Consider the following 19,591-nt stretch of genomic DNA (forward strand, 5'->3'; position numbering starts at 1 on the left):
AGGGAAGGCTCTGCCGGAACAAGCCATCAGTACGAGTGAACGACCGCCCCGCCCATCGAGTGAGGCGAGTAGCGTCGATCATGCCAGCGAGAAGTTGGCGCTATTTCACATCACTTGCTGAACCGGAGCGAACATGGCAATTCTTCAGGGCGCTACGGACACGTGGACGAAGTCCTCGTATTCCGGCGGAAACGGCGCATGCGTAGAGGTCAAGTCCCCCATCGTCCAGGCCATTGCCGTCCGGGATTCGAAGGCCCCCGAAGGGCCGTCGATCTCCTTCGTCCCCACCTCGTGGAACGCGTTCGTCCAGGAAATGGGCAAGGGCGCCTCCGACCTCGGCTGAGGCCGTACCGCCCCAACACCCGCACCCGCACCACAGAAGAGCCCTCTCGACCGGTCCGCCGTCCTGGCCGAGGGGGCTCAGCCATGCCCGCGAGCATGGCCGCGCGCACCGACCGCGAGCAAGACCCGGACAGGCCAAGAACAGGCAAAGCGGTTCTGCTTTGTGACCCGAGTTCAGGTCCATGACCGGCCATCGCTGCGCGAACCCTTGACCCACCGCCGAACCAGGCGATAGATGAAGCACTGACGAAGCGCTCCATGTTCATAAGGCGGAACCCCAGGAGGGGATATGAACAGCCTGGACTGGACCGTGCTCATCGCGTACTTCGGCGTGATGATCGCGATCGGCCTGTGGTCGCACAAGCGTGTGGACAATGTCAGCGACTTCTTCACCGCGGGCGGCAGGATGCCCTGGTGGTTGTCGGGTATCTCGCATCATATGTCCGGCTACAGCGCGGTGATGTTCACCGGTTACGCGGGCATCGCCTATCTCTACGGCATTACCTCGTTCGTCACCTGGTCCCTGCCCATCGCGATCGGTATCGGGATCGGCGCGAAGCTCTTCGCGCCCCGGCTCAACCGGCTGCGTTCGCGGCTGCACGTCGCGTCGCCGCTCGAATATCTCAAGAACCGGTACGACCTGAAGACGCAGCAGGCCCTCGCCTGGTCGGGGCTGTTACTCAAGATCGTGGACGTGGGCGCCAAATGGGCCGCCATCGCCACCCTGCTCTCCGTCTTCACCGGAATCTCCCTCAATCAGGGCATCCTCATCACCGGTGTGATCACCGGCATTTACTGCACGGTCGGCGGGCTGTGGGCCGACGCGCTCACAGAACTGGGGCAGTTCGTCATCCAGCTCTTCGCCGGCGTCGCCATGCTCATCGCCGTCATGGGCAAGCTCGGCGGCTTCAGCGCCCTGTGGACGGTCTGGGACAAGCTCCCCGACGGTCACGCGGAGCCGACGGCGGGCCCGTACACCGTCACGTTCCTGCTGGCGTTCCTCTTCATCAAGACCTTCGAGTACAACGGCGGCATGTGGAACCAGGCGCAGCGCTACATGGCGACCTCCAGCGCCCGCGAGGCCACCCGCTCGGCCCGGCTCTCGGCGATCCTGTGGCTCGTCTGGCCGCTGGTGCTGTTCTTCCCGATGTGGTGCGCGCCGCTGCTGGTGACGGCGCAGAAGCCGGACGCGTCGGACTCGTACGCCCTGATGACCGAACAGTTGCTGCCGCACGGGCTGCTGGGGCTGGTCATCGTCGGCTTCTTCTCGCACACGATGGCGATGTGCTCCTCGGACGCGAACGCCATCTCCGCCGTCTTCACCCGGGACATCGCGCCCACGCTGTCCAAGGCGGCGCGCGGCTGGACCGCGCGGGCCGCGCTGCTGGCGGCGCGGCTGTCGACCATCTCGTTCCTGGCGCTGTCGATGGCGATCGCGACGCAGGTCAACTCGCCGACGTTCAAGGACATCATCACGGTCGTGATCAAGTGGGTGGCGGGGCTGATGGGACCGATCGCGATCCCGTTCATGCTCGGTCTGCTCAAGACGTTCCGCAGGTCGGGACCGACCGCCGCGCTCACCAGCTGGGCGCTGGGGCTGCTGGCCTTCTGGCTGGTCAACTATCCGGTCAACTGGGCCGTGGACGGCGGGGTGCCGCTCCAGTACCAGGTCTCGGTGCCGCTCGCGGTGTCGCTGGTGCTGTACGTCGTGATCGGCTTCCTCAAGCCGGAGGACACCCCGGATCGCGACGTGCTGCTGGCGCGGATCAACGGGCAGGGCGACGGGGACGGTTCGGGCCTGACGGCGGCCTCGCTGCGGGTGCCGGCGCAGGCGGAGCCGGGCGACGGCGCGAAGGCGCGGGACGCGGGTGAGGGCCGGGACCAGGGCGCCTGACGGCGTACGCGCGCGCTCGCGCGGCCGGGGTACGGGTCGACCGGGGGACGGGAGGTGACCGGGGGACGGACTCAGCCGCGCGGGTAGCGCGTCAGCCAGCCCGACACGGTGTCCTCCGGGCCGTGCAGGGCGCGGCCCTGGGTCATCTCCATCGCGAAGTCGTCGGCGATCTCCAGCACCGTCGACCGGCCCTCCAGCTCCGCCACCCAGGCGGGCGGGAGGGCCGTCTCGCCGTGCAGGGCGCCGAGCAGCGCCCCGCACAGGGTGCCGGTGGCGGCGGAGGGACCGTCGTGATTGACGGCGAGGCGCAGCCCGTGGCGTACGTCCTCGGCGACCAGCGCGCAGTAGACGGCCACCGCGAGCGCGGATTCCGCGGTGCGGCCCTCCCCCAGCGACGCGATCGTCTCCGGTCCCGGAATGCCCTGCCGCACGACGGCCAGCGCCTGCTGAAGCGCCTCCGAGACGGGCTGGTTCCCCGGCTGCGGGGCGAGCAGGGCGAGGGCGCGCCGTACGCCCGTCTCCAGCGTCTCGCCGCGCGCCAGCGCGTGCACGATCACGGCGAAGGCGCCGGGCCCCTGGTACGCGCCCGGGGAGCCGTGCGTCTGCACCGCGCACTCCAGGGCCAGCTGGCCCACCAACTGCGGCTCCCAGCCGACCAGCAGCCCGAACGGCGCGGACCGCACCAGCGCGCCCGGGTCCCGGGCGATGGGGTTCTTGGGCCGGTCGAGGGAGCCCATGACGTCGTCGCCGAGCCCGGTGAGGGTGGAGATCGTCGGGTCCCTGCGCGCGTACAGCCACTCCTCCTGCGCGAGCCAGCCGATGTCCTTGCGGCGCAGATCGGGGCCCCAGTCGCGCTGCGTGGCGGCCCAGCGCACATGGGCGCGGTAGACGTCGGTGGGCGGATGCCAGGCGCCGGTGTCCCGGCGGATCTGCGCGCGTATCAGCCCGTCCACGGTGAACAGCGTCAGCTGCGTGGCGGCGGTGACCCCGCCCCTGCGGCCGTAGGCGGGTACGAAGTCCACCACGCCGTCGGTGCCGTACGCGGCCCGCATCTCGTCGAGCGTGAGCGTGGAGACCCCCGCGCCCAGCGCGTCGCCCACGGCGCCGCCGAGCAGACAGCCCCGTACCCGGCTACGGAAGTCCTGCTGCTCCACACGGCCCCAGATGGCACCGGACGGTGTGCTCACGCGCCCCTCCCTCACCCTGTGCCTCGCAGCGGCTGCGCAGCACTGTAATCGAAGGGGAACAGGGCGTTGAGCGCGGTCTTGGGCGGGCCCGAGGATCACGGAGCCGGTATGGGGGCCCGTCGTCCGGGAGGTCGCATTTGGGGCGCCGGGACGGAGTGCAAAGGTTCGGTGATGAACGGGTGACGGGGCCGTCACGCCCAGCGAGCGGCCTCCGCCCGTCCCGCGCGGCGGCGAGACGGGCGGAGGCGAGTGAAGGCGGGTGAAGACGGGGGCGGCATCGGTCAGTCCGACAGCGCGGGCACGGGCGCGTGCTGGGCAGTGGTGTCGCGTCGTACGCGCAGGGCGGGCCGCTCCAGGTGCGTGGCGGCGCGCAGCAGCCACTCGGCCGGCCCCATCCGGAACCGCCGCAACCACCACGCGCTCCAGGCCAGTTGTACGCCGTAGATCGCCAGCGCGATGCCCATGACTCCGACGTAAGGCACCCGGCCGACGAGGCCGAGCCCGATCCCCGTGAAGATCAGCACGCAGAGCAGCGACTGACTCAGGTAGTTGGTCAGCGCCATCCTCCCGGGCCGGGCGAGCACCCCGGCCAGCCGCGCGCCGCGCCCGGTACGGAAGACGCGCAGAAGTGTGGCGACATACGCGGCGGTGAGGCAGGGCGCGGTGACGAGGTGCACGGCCCCGGCGAACAGGTTGTCGCCCCCGGCGAAAGTGAGGAACGCCGAGCCCGCCAGTCCCACCGGGAATCCGATGAGCTGCGCGAGCTTCAGCTTCCCGTCGTGGAGCCCCGCGTCGGCGAACAGCCGCCGCTTGCCGGCGGCCAGCCCCACCAGGAAGGCGGAGAAGGCCAGCGGCCCCTGGAAGAAGAGGACGAGCGGCAGGGTGGCCCCCAGCGCCGACACCCGCTCACCGATCACCGACCCGACGCCGCCCCGCATCGCCTCGGTGGCGGCCCGCCCTTCGGCGAGGGACGCGGCGTGTTCGGAGGCGGTGGCGGAGGCTGCGGCGCCGTCGAACAGCGTCGCGAGCACCGCGATCAGCAGCAGCCCCAGCGCGATCGACCCGGTGATGATCCCCGCCACCCACAGCGCCCGGCGCGGCGCGAGCCCCCGCAGCAGGAAGAGCATGAGCCCGAGCACGGCGTACGTGACGAGGATGTCGCCGTGGAACAGCAGGACCCCGTTGACGACACCCAGCAGGAACAGCCCGCCGAGCCGCCGCAGGAACAGGGGCCGGAAGTCGCGGCCACGCGCGCCGGCGGAGTCGACCTGGAGGGTGAAGCTGTAGCCGAAGAGGAACGAGAACAGCAGGTAGGACTTCGCTTCGAAGAGGAACTGGATCACCCCCGTGGCCAGCGCGTCGTGCCAGGCACCCCGGGCCGGATCGGGCACCTCCGCCAGGGTGTAACCGCTGGCGAAGAAGCCGATGTTGACCATCAGAATGCCGAACAGCGCGACGCCGCGCAGGGCGTCGACATCCATCAGCCGACCGGGCCCGGCACCGGACGACCGCACGGGCCCGCTCTGAGCTGGTGTTGTCATACGGACGACCCTACGAACGGGCCTGGGGGCGCGGGTACCCGACGAAAGTATCGCCCGGGGCAACCATCGGCCCCTGGACGAGTACGTCCGAAGTCGGGGACGAGACTTCGGACGTACTCGTCCCGCGCCTCACCCCTCGTTGCTCAGCACCGGCAGCAGCTCCGGAAGATGGCCGTCCGAGGCCGAGGCCGCGCGCACCCGCTCCTCCGGGACCTCGCCGTACAGCGTCGTGCGCGGCTTCGCCGGGCGGCCGGCCGTGTCGGCGATGGCGATGAGGTCCTTGACGGAGCGGTACGAGCCGTAACTGGAGCCCGCCATGCGGGAGATGGTCTCCTCCATCAGCGTGCCGCCCAGGTCGTTCGCGCCGGAGCGGAGCATCTCGGCGGCGCCCTCGGTGCCCAGCTTGACCCAGCTGGTCTGGATGTTGGGGATGTGCGGGTGCAGGAGGAGCCGGGCCATGGCCATCACCGCGCGGTTGTCGCGGTCGGTCGGGCCGGGGCGGGCGATGCCGGCGAGGTAGACGGGGGCGTTGGTGTGGATGAAGGGGAGCGTGACGAACTCGGTGAAGCCGCCCGTCTCCTGCTGGATGCGGGAGAGCGTACGGAAGTGGCCGAGCCAGTGGCGCGGCTGGTCGACATGGCCGTACATCATCGTGGAGCTGGAGCGGATGCCCAGCTCGTGGGCCGTCTTGATGACCTCGATCCAGGTCGCCGTGGGCAGCTTGCCCTTGGTGAGGATCCAGCGGACCTCGTCGTCCAGGATCTCCGCCGCCGTGCCGGGGATCGAGTCGAGTCCGGCCTCCTTGGCGGCCGTCAGCCACTCGCGGATCGACAGGCCCGTGCGCGAGGCGCCGTTGACGACCTCCATCGGGGAGAAGGCGTGCACGTGCATGCCGGGGACGCGCTCCTTCACCGCCCGCGCGATGTCGAAGTACGCCGTACCGGGCAGGTCCGGGTGGATGCCGCCCTGCATGCAGACCTCGGTGGCGCCGACCTCCCACGCCTGTTCGGCACGGTCGGCGACCTGGCTGAGGGAGAGGGTGTACGCGTCGGCGTCGGTGCGGCGCTGGGCGAAGGCGCAGAAGCGGCAGCCGGTGTAGCAGACGTTGGTGAAGTTGATGTTGCGCGTGACGATGTACGTGACGTCGTCGCCGACCATGTCCCGGCGCAGCTCGTCGGCGATCCGGGTCAGCGCGTCGAGCGCCGGGCCGTCCGCGTGGAGCAGGGCCAGGGCCTGGTCGTCGGTGAGCTTCGTCGGGTCGTCGGCGGCCTGGGCGAGGGCCCCCCGTACGTCCGTGTCGATCCGGGACGGCACCATGCCGGGGGCCGCCGCCTCGCGCAGCGCCTCCCAGTCGCCGTACACCACGTCGAAGTCGTCGCGCCGGTCCCCCGTGCGGCCCTCGGTGTCGATCGTGCGGTGCAGATCCGTGCGGCCGGTGGCGGTGAAGCCCTCGTCGGGCTCCTGCCAGGGCAGGCCGGAGGGGTTGACGCCCTCGCGGGCGAGGCCGGTCTCCGGATCGGCCAGTGCCCGTACGTGCGGCAGCAGCCTCGGGTCGAGCCAGGGCTCGCCGCGCTGGATGAACTCCGGGTAGATGGTGAGCCGCTCGCGCAGCGCGAAGCCGGACTCGGCGGTCTTCGCGGCCAGTTCGTCGATGTGCGGCCAGGGGCGCTCGGGGTTGACGTGGTCGGGGGTGAGCGGCGAGACCCCGCCCCAGTCGTCGATGCCCGCGCCGATGAGCAGCGCGTACTCCCCCGCGGCAGGGCCGCTGATGGACGCCGTGACCAGATTGGGCGGTGCCTGGATCCGGGCGGAGGGGCCGAGGACGTGCCGGGTCACGGCGATGGCCGCCGCCAGTTCCTCCAGCTCCGCGTCCGGCATGCCGCGCATCGCGGTGTCCGGCTTGGCGCGGAAGTTCTGGACGATGATCTCCTGGAGGCCGTGGTACGCCCGCTGCACCCGCCGCAGCTCGAAGAGGGCGTCGGCGCGCTCCTCGTACGACTCCCCGATGCCGATCAGCACGCCCGTGGTGAACGGGACGTTGGAGCGGCCCGCGTCCTCCAGCACCCGCAGCCGGACGGCGGGCTCCTTGTCGGGCGATCCGTGGTGCGGGCCGCCGGGCTCGGACCAGAGGCGGGTGGCGGTGGTCTCCAGCATCATGCCCATGCTCGGCGCGACCGGCTTCAGCCGCTGGAGGTCGGTCCAGGACATCACTCCCGGGTTGAGGTGGGGCAGCAGCCCGGTCTCCTCCAGCACCCGGATCGCCATGGCCCGTACATACGCCAGGGTGTCGTCGTATCCCTCGGCCTCCAGCCACTGCCTGGCCTCGGGCCATCGGTCCTCGGGCCGGTCGCCGAGCGTGAACAGCGCTTCCTTGCAGCCCATTTCCGCGCCCCTGCGGGCGATCTCCAGCACTTCGTCGGGCGAGAGGAACATGCCGTGCCCGGCCCGGCGCAGCTTGCCGGGCACGGTGACGAACGTGCAGTAGTGGCACTTGTCCCGGCACAGTCGCGTCAGCGGGATGAAGACCTTGCGGGAGTACGTGATGATCCCCGGCCGGCCCGCCGCCGCCAGCCCCGCGTCCCGGACGCGGGCGGCGGACGCGGCGAGATCGCCGAGGTCGTCACCGCGCGCCTGGAGGAGTACGGCGGCCTCGGCGACGTCCAGGGCGACACCGTCACGGGCGCGCTTGAGAGCACGGCGCATGGAGTTGGCGGTCGGTCCTCCGGGCTGCTGATTCGTCATGAATCGAGCATACGAGCGCGTCCGGGGATCTTGGGGGCACGCAGGGGGGTGGCAAAGCTCTCTCTCCTGTCAGGAATGACGGGAGAGGGTTCCCGCCGCCGTCGGACGTCACCCCGTACGCGCGAGTTCCGTGCCGATCAGCCCGGCGATCGCCGTCATCCCCGCCTCGTTGGGGTGGTACCCCACCCTCCCGGCGGCCACCGTGTATCCCTCGATCCAGGGGTCGCCCGCGCACGCGTCGTGGCCCCGGCTCTCGGCGGCGATGTCGATCAGCGTCGCGCCGGCGGTGTTCGCGGCGGTGGCGGTCGCCGCCGCGAGCCGGTCGGCGACCCCGCGCTCGAACGCCAGCTGGTCGTCGGTGAGCGGGACTCCGGGGCAGGGCCAGGCACCGGGGCCGCCCCCGGCCGCGGGCAGGATGGTCTGGTAGTTGACCAGGAGGACGCGCGCCTGCGGGGCCCTGGCGTGGACGGCGTCCACGACGTCCTTGATGAGGCCGGAGACGCGGTCGAGGTTCTGGTTGACGGCATTCCGGTCGACGGTTCCGCAGCTGGTGGACGTGCCGCTCGTCTGGCAGGAGTACGTACCGAGACTGCCCAGGTAGTTGACGTCGTTGCCGCCGATGGTGACGGTGACGAGCCGGGCGTCCGCCGTCACCGCCTCGATCTGCGGGGGTTGGCCCGCCTGGCTCCGGGTGAGGACGTCGGCGGTGGTGGCGCCGCCGCAGGTGGCGTCGGCCAGGTCCAGGCCCCACGTGCGGGCGACCTGGCTCGCGTAGTTGTTCCCGGACCGCGTGCACACGGCGTCGCCGATGCCCGTCTTGGCGGGCGGAATCCCGGGCCCGGCGGCGAAGGAGCTGCCCAGCGCCACATAGCGCGGACCGGCGGAGGCGGCCCCCGCGGCCGTGGGACGGAGGAACGCCGCCGCCAGCAGCGCGAGCAGGAGCAGCGGCAGCAGGAGTACGAGGGGGACGGAGGGTGCGGTTCTGAACGGTGACTTTGCCCTGGACACAGCTTCTCGCCTCTCGACGGAGTCCGGAAGAACCATGAGCTGAGCGGGCCAAGTTGTTCGGCCGGGCACACCTTCGCCCGGCCGGCCAAACCTGTCAAGAACACGTCACGATTGCCGCTCCGGCCTCAGACGTACGGCGTGTACGCGTCCAGCGCGCGCAGCACCTCGCCCTCGCCCGCCGACGGCAGCTGGAGGACGACCTCCTCGATGCCCAGCTCCGCGTAGTGCGCCAGCTTCCCCTCGCTCGGGACCACCGCGTACGGCACGACCTGGAGGTCGCCCGGGTCCCGGCCCGCCGCCGCCCAGACCGCGCGCAGCGCCGGGAGCGCCTCCGTGAGACCCCGGCCGCCGATCGGCAGCCAGCCGTCAGCGCCCTCGGCGATCCCCGCGAAGAGCTTCGGTCCGGCCGCGCCGCCGATGAGGACGCGGGGCTTGCCCCGTACCGGCTTCGGGTACGCGTGGCTGGCCCGTACCGCGCCGAACTCGCCCTTGTACGCGGTCGGTTCGGCCGCCCACAGGGCCCGCATCAGCGCCAGCCGCTCCTGGGTGAGCGCGCGCCGCGACGTCCACTCCACTCCGTGGTCGGCGGCCTCTTCCTTGTTCCAGCCGAAGCCGACGCCGAGCGTGAAGCGCTCGCCGGAGAGATGGTCGAGGGTGGCGACCTGCTTGGCCAGATCGATCGGGTCGTGCTGCGCGACGAGCGTGATGCCGGTGCCGAGCCCCAGCCGCTCGGTCACGGCGGCGGCCTGGCCGAGGGCGACGAAGGGGTCGAGCGTCCGGCCGTACTCACGCGGCAGCTCGCCGCCGGCCGGGTACGGGCTGGTCCGCTCGACGGGGATGTGGGTGTGCTCGGGGAGGTAGAGCCCCGCGAAGCCGCGCTCCTCCAGCTCACGGGCCAGCCGTACGGGCGTGATCGTCTCGTCGGTGAGGAAGATGGTGGTCGCGATCCGCATGGGTGGAGCCTCCGTCGTGGGCGTCGGTGGGGCGGCTGTCACCGTACAGCTCCTGGTTACTCGCAGGTAGGGGTGCGCGGGGTGCCCCGGCCGTGTTTCGGTCATGCGGCAACCCCCTTGCCGTGCGCCACGGTTCACCGGGCACGAGCAGAGTGCACGGCAGACATATGCGTCCGGGCGGCGCGTGCGAACGCCCGGACGCACCCACGCCCACCCCCCGGGAGCCGCCGTCATGGACAAGGACCGCACCGACCTCGTTCCCCCGGGGCCCGGCAGACGAGCGCTCCTGGTGACGGGAGCCGCCGCCGTGCTTACGTTGAGTCCTGTGAGCTTCGCGAACGCCGCATCGGCATCGGCAGACGGCACCGAAGGCACCGGAGGTACCGGAAGCGACACGGCCGCCGGCACCGGCACCGGCACCGGCGGCCGGACCAGCACCAGGACCGTGCGCGGCACACTGCCGCCCGGCGCGCCCGACTTCGTCCATCTGCCCGTCGAGGTGCCCTCCGGCGTCAACGAGATCCACGTCGCCTACACCTACGAACGCCCGGCCGTCCCGGCAGGCACCCAGGGCAACGCCCTCGACATCGGGATCTTCGACGAGCGCGGCACACGGCTGGGCGGCCCGGGGTTCCGGGGCTGGTCGGGCGGCGCGCGCACCGAGTTCTTCCTGCGCGAGGACGCGGCCACCCCCGGCTACCTCCCGGGCCCGGTGCGCGCGGGCACCTGGCACATCGCGCTCGGCCCGTACACCGTCGCCCCCGAGGGGCTGGCGTACGAGGTGACGATCACGCTCCGGTTCGGTCCGCCGGCCCCGGGCGGAACGCCCGCGCCCGCGTACCCGCCCCGGCGCGCGAAGGGGCGCGGGCGGGCCTGGTACCGGGGTGACTGCCACATCCACTCCGTGCACTCCGACGGGAGGCGCACCCCCGCCGAGATCGCCGCGCTGGCCCGCGCCGCCGGGCTCGACTTCATCAACACCAGCGAGCACAACACCAGCTCCGCGCACCGCGCCTGGGAGGGCCTGTGGGGCGACGACCTGCTGATCCTGACGGGCGAGGAGGTCACCACCCGCAACGGCCACGTCGTGGCCCTCGGCATGGACGCCGGTACGTTCATCGACTGGCGCTACCGCGCCCGCGACAACCGCTTCGGCCACTTCGCCCGGGAGATCCGCCGGGCCGGCGGCCTGGTGGTCCCGGCGCATCCGCACGGCACCTGCCTGGGCTGCAACTGGAAGTTCGGCTTCGCCGACGCCGACGCGGTGGAGGTCTGGAACGGCCCGTACACGCCCGACGACGAGGTCTCCCTCGCCGAGTGGGACAACCTGCTGGTCGCCGCTGCCCGTTCGGGCGGACGCTGGACCCCGGCGATGGGCAGCAGCGACGCCCACCGCGACCCCGACGCGATCGGCACCCCGCAGACGGTGGTGCTGGCGGACGACCTCAGCCGCGAGGCCGTCCTCGCCGGTCTGCGCGCGGGCCGCAGCTACGTCGCCGAGTCGGCGAAGGTCTCCCTCTCCTTCGGCGCGACCGGCGGCAGGGGCGGCCACGCGGGCATCGGCGAGCGTCTGCGCGTGGCCCCCGACGCCCCGGTCACCGTACGGCTGGAGGTCACCGGAGCCCCCGGCCGCACCGCCCACTTCGTCACCGACCAGGGCACCCTGCACACGGTCACCCTCCCCGACACGGGGACCGGGACGGCCGAGTGGCACACCACCGCCTCCTACGCCACCTACGTACGGGCCGAGGTGCGCCACGCCCCGGCCGCGCCGCCCCTCCCGGGAGCCCTGGCGGCCTTCACCAACCCGGTGTTCCTCGGCGAGTGACGGGGCGGGGGCGGGTCCGCCCCGCGCGTCCCGCCCACGCGACCCCCGCGCGTCCCGCCCACGCACCCCCGGCGGACCGGCGCACGCGACCCGGGGCGTACCCGCGCACACGCCCGGGGCGCCTCCCGTACACCCACGTATCCCTCATGCGCCCCGCGAACCCCACGAACCCCACAGAATCCACGGACACCCCACGAACTCACCATGCTCCACGCGCAATCCACCCCCGACCCCGCCCCCATCTGATGCCCCTTCAGCCACAAGGCGTCTCGATCCTGTCGTGGCCTTGTGCAGACCGCGACTCACTGCTGACTCATGGGCGCCGACAAGGCAGACTGTCGAAGGCGATACCGGCATGAGCGGGGGCAGGGGGAGCTATGGAACGGGACGGCGGGCCTCGGGTGCCGGAGCAGCGGGCTCCGGCCGCGGCGGCCGAGCGTGACGAACTGCGCTTCAGCGTGCTCGGACCCGTACGCGCCTGGCGTGGCGCCGAGACGCTGTCGTCCGGATCGCCGCAGCAACGCGCGCTGCTGGCCGCCCTGCTGCTGCGCGACGGGCGCACGGCGACCGCCGGCGAGCTGATCGACGCGCTGTGGGGCGACGCGCCGCCGTCGCAGGCGCTGGCCGCCGTACGGACGTACGCGTCCCGGCTGCGCAAGGTGCTCAACCCCGGTGTGCTGGTGAGCGAGTCGGGCGGGTACGCCCTGCGGACGACGCCCGAGGCCCTCGACCTCAACGTGGCCGAGGAACTGGCCGGGGACGCGGACCGGGCGCGGGCGGCCGGGGACCGCTGCCAGGCCAGGACGCTGATCAACAAATCGCTGGACCTGTGGGACGGCGAGGCGCTGGCCTCCGTACCCGGCCCGTACGCCGAGACGCAGCGCGCCCGGCTGGAGGAGTGGCGGCTCCAGCTCACGGAGGCGCGGCTCGACATGGACCTGGAGGCCGGCTGCCACGCGGAGGCCGTCTCCGAGCTGACCTCGCTGACCGCCGCGCACCCGCTGCGCGAGCGGCTGCGGGAGCTGCTGATGCTCGCCCTCTACCGCAGCGGCCGGCAGGCCGAGGCCCTCGCCGTCTACGCCGACACCCGCCGGCTGCTCGCCGACGAGCTGGGGGTCGACCCGCGGCCCGAGCTGTCGCTGCTCCAGGAGCGCATCCTGCGGGCCGACGCCGGGCTGGCCCGCCCCAGGGAGGAGCCCGCCCCCGCGCACGCCGTGCTGCGGCCCGCCCAACTCCCGGCGACCGTGCCGGACTTCACCGGGCGCGTCTCCTTCGTCCAGGAGCTGGGCGACCGGCTGGCCACCGCCGAGGGATCGGTGATGGCGGTCTCCGCGCTCGCCGGGATCGGCGGCGTCGGCAAGACGACCCTCGCCGTCCATGTCGCGCACGCGGCCCGGGAGTACTTCCCCGACGGGCAGTTGTACGTGGACCTCCAGGGCGCCGGCACCCGCCCCGCCGAGCCGGAGGCCGTACTGGGCTCGTTCCTGCGGGCGCTCGGCCTGCCCGGCACCGCGATCCCCGACTCGGTCGAGGACCGCTCGGCGCTCTACCGCTCCACGCTGGCCGGCCGCCGCGTCCTCGTCCTGCTGGACAACGCGCGCGACGCCGCCCAGCTGCGCCCGCTGCTGCCGGGCACGGCGGGCTGCGCGGCGCTGGTGACCAGCCGGGGCCGGATGGTCGACCTGGCCGGGGCGCATCTGGTCGACCTGGACGTGATGTCCCCGGAGGAGGCCCTCCAGCTGTTCACCCGCATCGTCGGCCTGGAGCGCGTCAGTTCCGAGCGCGAGGCGGCGCTCGACGTCGTCGCCGCGTGCGGCTTCCTGCCGCTGGCGATCCGGATCGCCGCGTCCCGGCTCGCCTCCCGCCGTACCTGGACCGTCTCCGTACTCGCCGCGAAGCTCGCGGACGAGCGGCGCAGGCTGGACGAGCTCCAGGCGGGCGACCTCGCGGTCAAGGCGACCTTCGAGCTGGGATACGGCGCCCTCGAACCGTCCCAGGCCCGCGCCTTCCGGCTGCTCGGTCTCGCCGACGGCCCGGACATCTCCCTCGCCGCCGCTGCGGCGCTCCTCGATCTGCCGGGCCGGGACGCCGAGGACCTGCTGGAGTCGCTCGTCGACACCTCGCTGCTGGAATCCGCCGCGCCGGGCCGCTACCGCTACCACGACCTCGTACGGCTCTACGCGCGTGCCTGCGCGGAACGCGACGAACAGCCCGCGTCCGAGCGGGCCGCCGCGCTCTCCCGGCTGCTGGACTTCTATCTGGCGACGGCGGCGAACGCGTACGCGCTGGGACGGCCGGGCGACCGGCTGGTGGAGCACCTGGAGCCCACGTCGTCCGTCGGTCTCTCGTTCCCCGACCCCGGCAAGGCGCAGGACTGGCTGTACGAGGAGGCCCTCACCCTGCTCGCCTGCATCCGCCAGTCCGCCGTCCGCGCGGACCGGCTGCGCCGGGCGGTGGACCTGCTGTGGGCGGCGCTGGACCTGGGCGAGTCGGGGGCCAACTCCAAGGAGTACGAGTCGACGGCGGCCGGTGTGCTGAGCGCGGCGCGCTCTCTCGGCGACGCGCGGGCCGAGGGCCGTGTGCTGGTGGTCCTGGGCAACACCCATCATCTGATGGGCCGGTTCGACCAGGCCAACCAGGAGGCCCACCGGGCCACGGAGCTGGCGCGGGGCACCGATGACACGCTCGCGGTCTGCTGGGCGGACAACCACCTGGGCATCATGGCGATCTACCAGAACCGCTATGCGGACGCGGAGACGCATCTCACGCGCGCGATCGAGGGGTTCCGCACCGGGGACAACCTGCCCGGCACGGCGTCCGCGCTGTGCAATCTGTCGCGTACCAGGCTCGCCATGGGCCGTACGACCGGCGCGATCTCGCTCGCCGAAGAGGGCATGCGTCTCTACGACAGCGTCGGGAGCACCTTCCGCGGCGCGAACGCCCGCTACGCGCTGGGAATGGCCCTCGCCCAGGGTGGCCACCGCTCCGACGCGGTCAAGCGGCTGGCCGAGGCCCTGGAAGTCTTCCGTGACAGCAGGCAGCGGCTGTGGGAGGGGATGACGCTGTTCCGCCTCGCCGAGGTCGATCTCACGGGCAGGCGCTCGGCCCAGGCCGCGTCCCACGCGGAGATGGCCCTGACGGTCCTGCGCGGCATCGGCGGGGAGTGGCGGCGGGGGAACGTGCTCACCGTGCTCGGACGGGCCTTGGACGGCATAGGCCAGACCGGGCGGGCACAGGTCTGCTGGCAGGAAGCACTGGCGGTCTTCGAGGGGTTGAAAGCACCGGAGGCGGAGGAGGTGCGTGCCCTCCTCGTCTCGGCCGCCGCCGCGTAGTCCCCTTTCGCCGAACCCGGCCTGGGCTGGGCGTTCATCATTCATTTAGCGGCACACGGCAGGGTCTTACCTGTCGAGCCGTTGCTTCGGGGGGCGGACGGATCGATGTGAGGCCGAACCCCTAGGGTGAGCGGCCTTGAGACGCCCGTCCGGTCATTCGGGGGAACGGCCGGACGGGCCTCATGCCCCACTTCACAGAGATCCACCCAAGGGAGTTCGAAACCATGAGCGACAAGAAGACCGACACGATCACCAAGCCCCAGGACGACTCCCACGTCACCGGCGGCAGCGAGGCCACGACGGCCAAGACGCAGGGCGATTCGCACGTCACGGACGCCCCGACGGCCACGCCGGAAGACTCGCACGTCACGGGGAACCCTGCCTAGAACTGCTGGACCACACCTCTTCGACGGGGGTGGGACGACCGCGGCGGCGCGGAGGGGGAGCCGCCGCGGTCGTGGCATGTCCGGACCCCCTCGGAGATCAGGCCGGCTCTGCCCAGGAGCCGACCGGAAAGGCATGGATGACTCTCACCAGGCGAATACTGATCACCGCGGCCGTGGTGGCCGCGGCGGCCGGGGGCGCGGCATCGCCGGCGCTCGCCGACGGCCACGTCACCTCGGTCGACAGCCGCCTCACCACCTCGGGCGACGGCCACGTCACCGACGTCATCGCCACCCCGCAGGACGGCCACGTCACCTGAGAACCGCGGGTGACGTCGCACCACGGCGGGGCCGGGGCTCGCAAGGCCCCGGCCCCGCTCCTGTGCGTCCCGCCGCGCGCGGCTTCAGGCGACCGTGGCGTCGACCTCGCACTTCCGGACGCGGGTCACTTCCCGGGGGGTGTCCATGGGCACCCGGACCGTACGGGTCTCGCCGCTGTCCAGGGTGACCTCGGCGTCGCCGAAGTCGACGTACGAACCGGCGGCGTCCGTGAACGTCACGTCGATGTCGTAGGTCTCGGTCGACGCCCGGCCGGCCTCCACCCGTACCGTCGCGTAGGTGACGGCCTTGCGCTTGCCGCGCGCCTTGCGCACGCAGGTGACGATCCGTGCCTCGACGCCGTCCGCCGTGGACGTGGAGCCGCTGGACGACGTGTCGTCGTGGTCGTCGTCCGAGTCGTGGCGCGTGCCGGAGCCCGAGTGGTACCCGGAGCCCGATCCCGAGGAGCCCGAGGAGGAGGACGAGGACGAACCGTTGCCCCTCTCCGGACTGGAACAGCCGCTGCCGCCACCGCTGCCGCTGCCGCCGTGGCTCGATCCCCTGGACCTGGACTTGCTCGACGACGAGAAGCCCGTCAGCGCCAGTACCACCGTGACCAGCACGGCCGTGATTTTGAGCCGTCGATATGTCTGCCGTGTCAAAACGATCCACTCCCCCGTGCGCGCCCATGGGCCTGTCACCCATGAACCTGTCAATCGCGCGCGACAACCTACCAGCGCGCTCCCGCGCCCCCGCCGCCGCATGGCGTACGCCGGTGACCCGGCGTAGCGTCGGCACCCGGAGCAGGATTCCGTACCGCCCAGGGAGGCCGGCGATGGTCCGCAACGTCATCGGTTCGCTCCTCGCTCTCGCCGGAGCGGCCGCCGCCGTCCTCAGCCCGTTCCGGGCCTGGTACGACGGCAGACAGGGGCGCGACTACCGGATCACCGATCTGTTCGACGGCATCTCCGGCAACGGGTCGGGCGTCCTCGTGTCGCTGCTGCTGCCCTTCGCCTTCGCCGCCCTGCTCACCCTGATCGCGGTGGCCGCGCGCTCGCGGCCGCTGGTAATGCTCGCCGGGCTGGTCGTGCTCGGTTTCACCGTGCTGTGGATGGTGCGTCAGGGCCAGTCGACGGGCAGCCTCACGCTCGCCGGTGACGGCTCGGGGCTCGGTGTCGGCGTCGCGTACGCCCTCGGTGGCGGGGTCGTGCTGCTGCTGGGCGCGCTGGCGATGAGCGGGCGGCGCCGCCGCGTACCGCCGTCCGCCGCGGACCGGCCGTACGAGCCCGCTCCCGCGCAGGAGCCCTACGGGACCCACGGATACGGGTACGACCCGCGCGCCGAGGGGCGGTTCGCGCCCGACGCGTACGACCCGGAGCCGTACGCGCCCCAGCCCCACGCACCTCAATCGCCCCCATCGCCCCAGCCGTACGCACCCGAGACCTACCCGCCCCCGCGCGGCGACGAGTGGTCCGACGGGCCGCACGACGGCTGGTCCCACGACGGCGACACCCAGTCCCTGCCCGTCGTCCAGCGGCCGCCGCACGGCCGGGACACCCGGCGCTCCTGACACACCACCGGCCCCGGCCCCCGCTGTTGTTACCGGGCCGCTCCGCGCCCGGTGGCCGTGCCCTTCACCGCGTCCAGCGCGTACACGCACCGGTCCCTGCTGCACGCGTACACCACGCCCCGGCGCGCCACCGGCGAGCCGGTGATCTCACCGCCCGTCGCCAGCTTCCAGCGCAGCTGGCCGCCGCTCGCGTCCAGTGTGTACAGCACGTGGTCGGCCGAGCCGAAGTGCAGCCGTCCGTCGGCGACGACCGGGGCGCCGATGACCTCACCGCCCGCGGCGAAGCGCCACTTGGGGGTGCCCGTCACCGCGTCCAGCGTGTAGAGGGCGCTGCCGCTGCCGACATGGACGTCGCCGTCGGCGACGAGCACCGGCTCGATCGACTGGCGGGACTCGGTGGCGATCCGCCAGCGGTCCTTGCCGGTGGTGGCGTCCAGCGCGTACACCGTGCCGAGGTAGTCGGCGAGATAGACGCCGCCGCCCGCCACGGCGGGTCCCGGGGCGAAGGCGGGCGGTGAGAGGAAGACCGCGGGCGCCTCGAAGTGCCAGCGCACATGGCCGCTCGCGATGTCGACGGACAGCACGCGCGGCCCGGCCGAGACGTACAGCTGGCCGTCGGAGGCCGGACTCACCCGAACGGGGACTCCGCCGCAGGACGCGGCGTCCCCCACGGGGTACGACCAGCGCTCGGCGCCCGTGCGCGCGTCCAGCGCCAGCAGCCTGGCGTCCTTCCACGCGTACACCGTGCCGTCGTGGACCGCGGGCCCCGCCTCGGGCGTCTCGAAGTCCGTCTGGGCGCCGGAGGTCTCCCAGAGCTTCTCGCCGTTCGCCGCCTCCCACGCCTGGATCCCGCCGCCGCGCGTGCCGGTGACGACCGTGCCCCGGTCGACCTTGAGGGAGTACACCCAGGCGTCCGTCTGGAGCCGCCAGCGCTCCGAGCCGTCCTTGCCGTCGAGCGCGTACAGCGTCGGTCCGTCGGAGGCGTGGATACGGCCTCCGGCGACGGCCATCGCCCACGCCACGTCGCGCGTCTTGAACTGGCGGCGGCCGCTGCCCACGTCCAGGGCGTGCACCTCGAAGGAGGTGACGTAGAGGAGATCGCCGTCGACGACCGGCGTGCCCCAGACGTCGTTCGACATCCGGAACCGCCAGGGGCGCCAGTGGCCGGGGGCGGGCGCGGCGTCGGGCGGCCGGGTGGGCGCGGGCACCGGCGGGGCGACCGGGGACGGTACGGGGCCCGGGGCCGCGTCCAGGCCGGTGAGCCCGGCGGGCGGGCGGATCCAGCCGGTGGCCGGTCCCGCCTCGGCGGCGACCGCGCCGTGCGCGTCCGCGGCCCGGGGGCCGGGCCCGATCGGCACCGGCGCGCCGGGCAGCCTGACCGGTCCGTCCGGGGGCGCCGACGGCGGGGCGGTCCTGGCGTGCGGCGGGGTGGGCGGCGGGTGCGCCTCCGTCGCCCGGCCGGGGCTCACCCGGCGGCCGCCCTCCGGCCGCCACGCGGACTCCCAGTCGGGCGCCTGCGCGGGCACCGGCGGCCGGTGCGGCGGCTGGGGCGGCGCGGCGGGCGGCTCCGCCGGACGCACGGGAGCGGGCGCCCGGCCACCGGCCCGGCGGCGCTCGATCATCTCGGTGGCCACATCGGGCAGCCAGGCCGACGCCGTACCGCTGTCGTCACTGCCCGAGGCGAACAGGTGCGGGGCCAGCTGCGCCTGGAGATCGGCCGGGGTGGGCCGCAGCGTGGCGTCCATCTGCATGCACGACTCGATCAGTGGTCTGAGCTCGTCCGGCAGCCCTTCGAGGTCCGGGCCCTCGCGCAGCAGCATGAAGACCGTCTCGACCGGGTTCGCCCCGTGGAACGGCGCGTGTCCGGTCGCGGCGAAGACCAGGGTGGAGCCGAGCGAGAAGATGTCGCTCGCGCCGGTCACGCTGCGCGAGTCGCGCGCCTGCTCGGGGGACATGTAGGCGGGGGTGCCGACGGCGACGTTGGTCATGGTCAGCCGGGTGTTGGAGACCCCGGAGGCGATACCGAAGTCGATGACGCGCGGCCCGTCCTCGACCACCAGGACGTTCGACGGCTTCAGGTCGCGGTGGACGAGATTGGCGCCGTGGATCGACTGGAGGGCCTCGGCGATCCCCGCCGCCAGCCAGCGCACGGCCTGGGTGGGCATGGGCCCGCACTCACTCACTATCTCCTCCAGCGAGGGAGCGGGCACATAGGCCGTGGCGAGCCAGGGCACGGCGGCCCGGGGGTCGGCGTCCACCACGGCGGCGGTGTAGAACCCGCTGACGGCGCGGGCGGCCTCCACCTCACGCGTGAAGCGGACCCGGAACAGCTGGTCCTCGGCAAGCTCGGTACGTACCGTCTTGATCGCCACCCGGCGGCCCGACGCCGAGCGCGCGAGATAGACCAGCCCCATGCCGCCGGCTCCGAGCCTCATCAGCACCTCGAAAGGGCCGATACGCCTCGGGTCGTGCTGCGTCAGCTGCTCCACTTGC

At 72.8% G+C, this 19,591-nt stretch carries 14 protein-coding genes; 7 read left to right on the forward strand and 7 right to left on the reverse strand.

What is annotated here, in order from left to right:
* Positions 1–133: 133 nt before the first annotated feature.
* Together OG627_RS13810 and OG627_RS13815 are read left to right on the forward strand one after the other, a co-directional pair.
* Positions 134–343 carry a DUF397 domain-containing protein gene (locus tag OG627_RS13810; protein WP_329064890.1) on the forward strand — a complete coding sequence of 70 codons (210 nt, stop codon included), beginning with the start codon at positions 134–136 and terminating at the stop codon, positions 341–343.
* A 288-nt stretch (positions 344–631) separates the two neighbouring features.
* The gene (locus tag OG627_RS13815) at positions 632–2,236 is read left to right on the forward strand and encodes a sodium:solute symporter family protein (RefSeq protein ID WP_329064892.1); all 1,605 of its coding nucleotides are present in this window, start codon (positions 632–634) and stop codon (positions 2,234–2,236) included.
* A 71-nt stretch (positions 2,237–2,307) separates the two neighbouring features.
* Here OG627_RS13815 and OG627_RS13820 read toward each other — a convergent pair whose 3' ends face one another.
* The 5 genes from OG627_RS13820 to OG627_RS13840 form a co-directional block, all read right to left on the reverse strand.
* Entirely contained in the window at positions 2,308–3,423 is a 1,116-nt protein-coding gene (locus OG627_RS13820; protein WP_329064894.1) for an ADP-ribosylglycohydrolase family protein, read from the reverse strand.
* 281 nt (positions 3,424–3,704) lie between these two features.
* Complete coding sequence (locus OG627_RS13825; RefSeq protein ID WP_329064897.1) at positions 3,705–4,964, reverse strand: DUF418 domain-containing protein; 1,260 nt, start codon at positions 4,962–4,964, stop codon at positions 3,705–3,707.
* A gap of 129 nt (positions 4,965–5,093) precedes the next feature.
* The gene (locus OG627_RS13830; protein ID WP_329064899.1) at positions 5,094–7,706 is read right to left on the reverse strand and encodes a bifunctional FO biosynthesis protein CofGH; all 2,613 of its coding nucleotides are present in this window, start codon (positions 7,704–7,706) and stop codon (positions 5,094–5,096) included.
* 108 nt (positions 7,707–7,814) lie between these two features.
* Positions 7,815–8,714 carry an SGNH/GDSL hydrolase family protein gene (locus tag OG627_RS13835; protein WP_329064901.1) on the reverse strand — a complete coding sequence of 300 codons (900 nt, stop codon included), beginning with the start codon at positions 8,712–8,714 and terminating at the stop codon, positions 7,815–7,817.
* A gap of 125 nt (positions 8,715–8,839) precedes the next feature.
* Positions 8,840–9,667 (reverse strand): LLM class F420-dependent oxidoreductase, encoded by an 828-nt coding sequence (locus tag OG627_RS13840; RefSeq protein ID WP_329064903.1) that lies wholly within the window; start codon positions 9,665–9,667, stop codon positions 8,840–8,842.
* Positions 9,668–9,899: 232 nt separating this feature from the next.
* Between OG627_RS13840 and OG627_RS13845 the strand changes: the two genes are divergently transcribed.
* The 4 genes from OG627_RS13845 to OG627_RS13860 all read left to right on the forward strand — a co-directional run bounded on the left by OG627_RS13845 (position 9,900) and on the right by OG627_RS13860 (position 15,530).
* The gene (locus OG627_RS13845) at positions 9,900–11,495 is read left to right on the forward strand and encodes a CehA/McbA family metallohydrolase (RefSeq protein ID WP_329064905.1); all 1,596 of its coding nucleotides are present in this window, start codon (positions 9,900–9,902) and stop codon (positions 11,493–11,495) included.
* A 377-nt stretch (positions 11,496–11,872) separates the two neighbouring features.
* Complete coding sequence (locus OG627_RS13850; RefSeq protein ID WP_329064907.1) at positions 11,873–14,827, forward strand: AfsR/SARP family transcriptional regulator; 2,955 nt, start codon at positions 11,873–11,875, stop codon at positions 14,825–14,827.
* Positions 14,828–15,051: 224 nt separating this feature from the next.
* The gene (locus OG627_RS13855; protein ID WP_329064909.1) at positions 15,052–15,213 is read left to right on the forward strand and encodes a hypothetical protein; all 162 of its coding nucleotides are present in this window, start codon (positions 15,052–15,054) and stop codon (positions 15,211–15,213) included.
* Positions 15,214–15,350: 137 nt separating this feature from the next.
* Positions 15,351–15,530, forward strand: a complete 180-nt coding sequence (locus OG627_RS13860) for a hypothetical protein (protein ID WP_329064911.1) — start codon at positions 15,351–15,353, stop codon at positions 15,528–15,530.
* Positions 15,531–15,614: 84 nt separating this feature from the next.
* On the opposite strand, the gene OG627_RS13865 is transcribed toward OG627_RS13860, so the two are convergent.
* A complete protein-coding gene (locus tag OG627_RS13865) occupies positions 15,615–16,151 on the reverse strand; it encodes a hypothetical protein (protein WP_329064913.1) in 537 nt (178 codons plus the stop codon).
* Positions 16,152–16,363: 212 nt separating this feature from the next.
* On the opposite strand from OG627_RS13865, the gene OG627_RS13870 reads away from it, so the two are divergent.
* Positions 16,364–17,098: a hypothetical protein gene (locus OG627_RS13870; protein WP_329064915.1), complete on the forward strand. Its 735-nt coding sequence runs from the start codon at positions 16,364–16,366 to the stop codon at positions 17,096–17,098.
* 29 nt (positions 17,099–17,127) lie between these two features.
* On the opposite strand, the gene OG627_RS13875 is transcribed toward OG627_RS13870, so the two are convergent.
* On the reverse strand, positions 17,128–19,587 hold the full coding sequence (locus OG627_RS13875) for an outer membrane protein assembly factor BamB family protein (protein ID WP_329064917.1): 2,460 nt from the start codon (positions 19,585–19,587) through the stop codon (positions 17,128–17,130).
* Positions 19,588–19,591 lie beyond the last annotated feature (4 nt).

Origin of the sequence: Streptomyces sp. NBC_01429, from assembly GCF_036231945.1 — a bacterium.
Classification (GTDB): Bacteria; Actinomycetota; Actinomycetes; order Streptomycetales; family Streptomycetaceae; genus Streptomyces.